The organism is Staphylococcus sp. HMSC063F05 (assembly GCF_001837075.1).
In the GTDB taxonomy this organism is placed as follows: Bacteria; Bacillota; Bacilli; order Staphylococcales; family Staphylococcaceae; genus Staphylococcus; species Staphylococcus epidermidis.
In genome coordinates this window covers 1-6,296 of record NZ_KV831338.1, presented here as the reverse complement: position 1 = coordinate 6,296, position 6,296 = coordinate 1, and the positions used below count along the sequence as shown (strand labels likewise).

Annotated in this window: 6 protein-coding genes and 1 pseudogene; 1 reads left to right on the top strand and 6 read right to left on the bottom strand. The window is 29.1% G+C overall.

Annotation, left to right across the window (positions count from 1 at the left end; genetic code table 11):
- Positions 1 to 101: 101 nt before the first annotated feature.
- The 3 genes and pseudogenes from HMPREF2576_RS12640 to qac all read right to left on the bottom strand — a co-directional run.
- A pseudogene (locus HMPREF2576_RS12640) lies at positions 102 to 236 on the bottom strand (HAD hydrolase family protein); the annotation flags it as partial.
- 63 nt (positions 237 to 299) lie between these two features.
- Positions 300 to 860, bottom strand: a complete 561-nt coding sequence (locus HMPREF2576_RS06200; RefSeq protein ID WP_001077893.1) for a hypothetical protein — start codon at positions 858 to 860, stop codon at positions 300 to 302.
- A gap of 204 nt (positions 861 to 1,064) precedes the next feature.
- Positions 1,065 to 2,609 carry a QacA/B family quaternary ammonium compound efflux MFS transporter gene (gene qac / locus HMPREF2576_RS06195; RefSeq protein ID WP_002449598.1) on the bottom strand — a complete coding sequence of 515 codons (1,545 nt, stop codon included), beginning with the start codon at positions 2,607 to 2,609 and terminating at the stop codon, positions 1,065 to 1,067.
- A gap of 177 nt (positions 2,610 to 2,786) precedes the next feature.
- Between qac and qacR the strand changes: the two genes are divergently transcribed.
- On the top strand, positions 2,787 to 3,353 hold the full coding sequence (gene qacR / locus HMPREF2576_RS06190; RefSeq protein WP_001832666.1) for a multidrug-binding transcriptional regulator QacR: 567 nt from the start codon (positions 2,787 to 2,789) through the stop codon (positions 3,351 to 3,353).
- Positions 3,354 to 3,562: 209 nt separating this feature from the next.
- Here the strand turns inward: qacR and HMPREF2576_RS06185 are convergent, their stop codons facing one another.
- From HMPREF2576_RS06185 to HMPREF2576_RS11680, 3 genes are all read right to left on the bottom strand, one after another.
- Positions 3,563 to 4,171 (bottom strand): recombinase family protein, encoded by a 609-nt coding sequence (locus tag HMPREF2576_RS06185; protein WP_000583527.1) that lies wholly within the window; start codon positions 4,169 to 4,171, stop codon positions 3,563 to 3,565.
- A gap of 98 nt (positions 4,172 to 4,269) precedes the next feature.
- Entirely contained in the window at positions 4,270 to 4,818 is a 549-nt protein-coding gene (locus tag HMPREF2576_RS06180) for a hypothetical protein (RefSeq protein WP_002441962.1), read from the bottom strand.
- A 249-nt stretch (positions 4,819 to 5,067) separates the two neighbouring features.
- Positions 5,068 to 5,163 (bottom strand): type I toxin-antitoxin system Fst family toxin, encoded by a 96-nt coding sequence (locus tag HMPREF2576_RS11680; RefSeq protein WP_000493115.1) that lies wholly within the window; start codon positions 5,161 to 5,163, stop codon positions 5,068 to 5,070.
- Positions 5,164 to 6,296: the final 1,133 nt, after the last annotated feature.

The window sequence follows — 6,296 nt, the reverse complement described above, 5'->3', positions numbered from 1 at the left end:
AGAGTTTATAAACCCTTGATACACCTTTTATAGTGATGGAACTTCTGATAATCATCAGTTATGTTAAACTCTAACAAAAACTAAATTATCAGAAGAATTATCTAGGGTATTAAACATAGGTAAATCAATTTTCTATCGCCAATAGTATAAACATCATCCATATTAATCTGAAGATAGCTACATAATTCTTTAACAGCATAGCCTTTATTTGTATAAGGCGCCATAAACTCTATTAAATATGGTTTGTTTTGAGGTTTCTATGTTTAATCATTTAATTTTTCATTATATAAATCGAATAATTATAAAAAGTCATCATACTTTTTATTTTTTAAAAATATTTGAAAATTTAATAGTAATCCAATTATAAGATCAAATATCATTATCATTATAATCAAGGCAACTATAATCACTGTGACACTCGTTACATAACAAGCTAGTAATCTCCAGATAAAATTGACATTTTCACCAATTCCATAACTTAACATATTACAAAGTAGTAAAAGAATAATAATACCTATACTGTAAATTAAAATTGTCAGTGTATATTTTTTAATAACTCTATTAGGAAACAATAGTTCATCTATTAGGTTCTTTTTCACCAGTATCTCTCGTTCAATTCTATCTTTGTCACAGATTTTGATTTTACTATTTTTTATTTTTTCCTCTAATAAAATAACCTCGAACGATCTGCTAATTTTTAATAAATATGCAGGAAAAGCTAATGTTAAGCATAATGTAATTAATTCATTTACATTGTTCATGTAACTTATAAAATAGATGAAAGTTGCTACTAGTGCTCCTAAAAATATAGTTATATTAAGTTCTACATCAAATATTTTAAAAATATCTGCTCTATTCATCAGTTAATCATCCTTTCAAGGTTTATTAATACTAATAAATTATTAGATATAGGTATATCATATTATTAATTTAAGAAATTGTCTTTTATAATTTTACTTAATAATAAAAAAGTAGAACCATTTAAAATTAATGGTTCTACTTTTTAACTATTACTAATTTTAAAAATAAACTAATCTACAATATCTAAAAATATATGTTTAGTACTATTTTTGTTTAGTTATATCAAGTGATTTGGGAATTAACAAATAGACAACTATTGAAATGATAATCATGATAATCCCACCTACTAAAGCAGTTGCTACAAAAGCATCATTAAATGATGTTACAGCCTCGTTTGCAAGCTGTTTTATCCCCGTAGCTTTAGCTACTTCGACAGCGCCCACTACAGATTCTTCAGCTACATGAGCTAAATCTCCAACTATACCTTTTGATGAAAAAGATGAAATATCTAAAAATACACGATAAAGCATAGAAGATAGGCTACCAAGTACTGCTACACCAAAAACATTTCCAAGGTCATACATAGACTCTTCAACAGCAGCTGCATTACCTGCTTTTGATGTAGGTGTTTCTAACATTATTAGAGCAGATGCAACTGCTAGTGAAGCCGTACCAGCTCCAACTAAAATTAATGCTAAAGCCATTGTAGAATATGATAATGGATGACCAAAGAAATACATAATAAACATGCCAATGGCTGCAATTCCAATTCCGGAAGGTAACACTATTTTCGGTCCAAATCGCGCCGCTAATCCGGGTGCAATTGGTGCAAACACCATATCTCCTATTGCCATAGGTAATAGGTATAAGCCAGCTTTAAAAGGAGAAAGTTCTTCCACAACCTGTAACCATTGTGAAGCTAATAACAAAACAGATGTCATTGCAAACATTGTCATAAATGCAGCAATTGTACCAGCTGAAAATGATCTCTTTTTAAAAAGTCTTACGTCTAACATTGGATCAGAACTTGATAAATTACGTTTAACAAATATCACTATCATGGTAATTGCTAATACTATTACAACCCATGGAATAATATCTGCTAGTCCTTCTTTTGAAAATTCTTTGATACTCCATACCAGTCCAATCATGCCTGCAATTGATAAAATTGTAGAAGGAATATCCCACGAGTGAGACTTTTCTTTTGATAACTTAGACTCTGGTAATAAAAATAAACCTGCTACAACTGCTATTATCACAAACGGTACATTAATTAAAAATGCCGAGTGCCATGAAAATTGCTCAAGTAAAGCTCCTCCGATAATTGGTCCAAAAACAGCACCTATCGATGAAACGATTGACCATACAGCTAATGCAGTGGCCCTTTCTTTAGGGTTTTCAAAAATTACTCTTATCATTGAAAGAGTAGTTGGCATTATTAAAGCACCTGCAATACCAAGTAAAAATCGAATAGCTATTACGAACTCTGCACTTTCTGCGAAAAATATAGCTAATGAAACGAGGCCAAATAAAGCAAATCCAGTTAATAATGCTTTTTTTCTTCCCCATTTATCAGCAAAGGCACTCAATGGAATTATAAAGCCAGCTAAAACAAGAGAGTATATATCAACTATCCATAACTGTTGGGTACCAGAAGGCTCTAACTCTCTTACTAATTCCGGTAAAGCCATAATTAATATTGTCATATCCATTGTAACAACAAACAAACTAACAGCTAATACTACTAGTGCAGTCCATCTTTTTTTTGATGTCATCATATCAGTAGTTTTTGTAAAAAATGAAATCATTTAAGTTCCCTCCAATCCTTATAGACCGTTCGACCGGTCTATAAGGATTATAATCTATTTTTTTACATATTACAACAAAAAATCTTGCGAAATTTAAATGGCTGTATTGTGTTATACAATTATTCTTTGAATTTTTTGTGCTATCATTGATAGTACTTAATACTCATTAAAGGCGTGATGAACTTGAAAGATAAAATACTAGGTGTCGCAAAGGAATTATTTATAAAAAATGGATATAATGCCACTACTACTGGAGAAATTGTTAAATTATCAGAAAGTAGTAAAGGGAATCTTTATTATCACTTTAAAACAAAAGAAAATCTATTTTTAGAAATTTTAAATATAGAAGAATCTAAATGGCAAGAACAGTGGAAAAAGGAACAAATCAAATGTAAAACTAATAGAGAAAAATTTTATTTATATAATGAACTATCTTTAACAACCGAATACTATTATCCACTTCAAAACGCAATAATTGAATTTTGCACTGAATATTATAAAACTAATAGCATTAATGAAAAAATGAATAAATTAGAAAACAAATATATAGATGCTTATCATGTAATTTTTAAGGAGGGTAATTTAAATGGCGAATGGTGTATTAATGATGTTAATGCTGTTAGTAAAATAGCAGCAAACGCTGTTAATGGAATTGTTACCTTTACACATGAACAAAATATTAATGAAAGAATTAAACTTATGAACAAGTTCTCTCAAATTTTTTTAAATGGACTTAGTAAATAATTATATATATATTCTTGAAATACCAATAAATATTATTTCTAAATTACGTTCATTATTGATAAAAAATTTAAATAGTATTACTACACAAAAAGAGAGTGCGAATTCGCACTCTCTTTTTTCTTGTATAATTATTAAAAGATCATTTCAATAATATAATATGAGTTTTGAGACTCTGTGAGAGCCTCTTATTTGCATTGACGACCCATTTATCAAGATGATCCCTTATCATGCTTAATTCTATAAACTGTCTGTCTTGTGATATTAACTTCTTTCGCAATCTTACTAATTGCTTTCCCTTCTTCTAACATTTCCACCACGCGATGATAAATAATACGTTTCTGTGGGTCTTTGGCATTTGGTGAATAAAGTAAGGGGCGCCCTTTATATACGCCTTTTTCCTTCGCAACTTGAATTCCTTGCGCTTGTCGACGTTTACTTTCATTTCTCTCTTGTTCTGAAACCATTGCTAAAATTTGAACGATTAAATCTTTCATAAACTTATCCAGTAATGGATTGCCAATCACTTCATTCATCATAGGTAAGCTGGTAATCATTAACTGAACGTCTTTCTCTTTTAAATAACTCACAGTTTCAATAATTTCATCATAATCACGTCCCAAACGATCAATAGATTCCACAACGAATCGATCTCCCATTCTGACAAAATTGAGTGCTTCTTGAAATACAGGTCTATTTTCCACTGACTTTCCCGACTGTTTCTCTGTAAAGATTTTCTCCACACCAAACGTCTTTAAATTATCCAATTGTCTTTCTAAATTTTGATCTATCGATGATACTCTCGCATAACCTATAATCATTCATCTTCACTCCATAATTAATATACACCCTAATCATACGTTCTAATTGCGATAATTTCAACAACTTATTTTGTATGATTAGGGTGTACTCTAGTCATTTATTTTGTAAACCTTCCATATATAAGAACCAAAATAGTATAAATAAATATTATTAAAAACATAGTCGTGAACATAGACTGAATAAAACAAATAATAATATGATATACAACAGTAGGAGTGGACCCTAATATTTCTACAGACGTATTATTCAGTTTAAATATTAAATAATCGAAGAGAAATGAACTTCCTATTATAGATACGAGTCCAATGATAGGTAAAGTAAGAAATAATAATTTTCCCTTTTCGTAGTTTCTATATAATGCTAGAAATCTATCCTCATCTTTGTACATATGATCCAATAGAATTTTAGCAATTTTATAAGAAACTGGCACAGCTATAATTATTAATATAAAAATTGCAAATGGATTGGAAAAACTTAAAAAATATGTAATATAAATTGAAATCAAGGGAATTGTCGATAAAAAGCATATATCTAATATAAGTTTTTTGTCTTCCCTTCCATTACTTTTCTTTTCAAGAAATTCTATATCTTTTTGATACTCTTCGTTGTTTTGAATGTTTTTTAAATATGATTTAACCTTTTTCATTTAATACTCCCATCTTGTCTTTGTATTCAACTAATTAGCCTTAATGTTAGCAATTTTATAGTATCAAAGAAAATCAATAATTCTAATTATAGAATTGCACTTACTTTTCTTATATTTTTGCATTCATCTACACTTGGTGATATACTGAATTTAACAAATAGTGTACTAGCATGATAAACACCGAGCCCGATAACTACTGCGAATAGTTATCGGGCTCTTTTGGTGTATTAGCTATATGTCGTCGCTAAATTACTTCTCACGATTATTCAGCCAATGAGAAAATAATGTGAGTATAACTCCTACTACGATAGGAGCTATAATAGTTACAAATAGTGTACTGAACATGATGTCACCTCCTTCCATGCTAAATACAGCACAGAAGTGAACGACGACCTTTGTATTATACCATTTCTAATAATTGATTTACAGATGACTTCCGATAAGTGAACTTATGTCAAAAGTATTATCTATTAAAAAACAAATTACCTTTATTATTAAGTCTACTTAGTCATAATCAAAGTCATATTAGCGTACATAATTAAGTCGAATTATGATTTTTAGAAAGCGCGTATTGGTCACTTGTATGATTTATCATACTGCTTATAAAGTATAAATAAATGAAAAATGTCTTACTCATGTTTGATAAATTCTTGTGATATTTTTTATATTAAACACTTACATTTTTGCTATAAAAATATTTTTGTACTCATCACTTTTTGAATAAAGTATCTCAAACATATCCCTAAATGATTCATTATAATGAACATAAAATAAAAGTAATAAGAAATTATTTAGGCCTTATTATTCAAAAACAAATTATAAAAACATCCAAATCTAAACAGAAATATGGTCAAAAAGAGCTAAAACAAAATACAAAATGAGGTACAAAAGGACGCATTTGTTACATCAATATTTGATCAATCAAACCTAAAAATTAAAATAAGATCACACTTAAGTGGTCTTATTTTTTATACGAAAAAAGTCCAAAAAAACAGACTCTATGGAGTCTCGATATCAAAAAAATCAGACTCTCGAGAGTCTAAAAAATTTTAAAGCCCGTCAAATCAACGTTAAGTAGAGTATTCTGACAATTAAAAGTGGTCTTGTAACAATTGTAAAGAGTCTGCAATAAAATGTGATATCACCCTCTTTAGTCAAATGCCTAAGAATGCTTATAATCACCTTTATATAAAGCTTTTAAGCTATATATGGTGAATAATTGAGCAGAACGAATAAAAGGTAAATCTTTCAGCTATGCTGAACACCACCAAAGGTGGTACTGGATTTCCTTATGCTCATACTTGAGACTCCGAAAACAGACTCTACTTTTTGTAATATTTCCAAAAGTAAAACGTACTTGGAGACAAAAGAGGCTATTCTTTTCTTCATTTTTTTACTTTAAGTTCTTATTTTTATTTTCAAAATGAGTATTGTTAGTAAAATGATTGGAGATAAAAAAAGAGAAAACTAAGTAAATA

Bases quoted from the DNA above. Each gene is read 5' to 3' on its own strand.
- HMPREF2576_RS06200 (WP_001077893.1), bottom strand. From the start codon at position 860: ATGAATAGAGCAGATATTTTTAAAATATTTGATGTAGAACTTAATATA.
- qac (WP_002449598.1), bottom strand. From the start codon at position 2,609: ATGATTTCATTTTTTACAAAAACTACTGATATGATGACATCAAAAAAA.
- qacR (WP_001832666.1), top strand. From the start codon at position 2,787: ATGAACTTGAAAGATAAAATACTAGGTGTCGCAAAGGAATTATTTATA.
- HMPREF2576_RS06185 (WP_000583527.1), bottom strand. From the start codon at position 4,171: ATGATTATAGGTTATGCGAGAGTATCATCGATAGATCAAAATTTAGAA.
- HMPREF2576_RS06180 (WP_002441962.1), bottom strand. From the start codon at position 4,818: ATGAAAAAGGTTAAATCATATTTAAAAAACATTCAAAACAACGAAGAG.
- HMPREF2576_RS11680 (WP_000493115.1), bottom strand. From the start codon at position 5,163: ATGTTCAGTACACTATTTGTAACTATTATAGCTCCTATCGTAGTAGGA.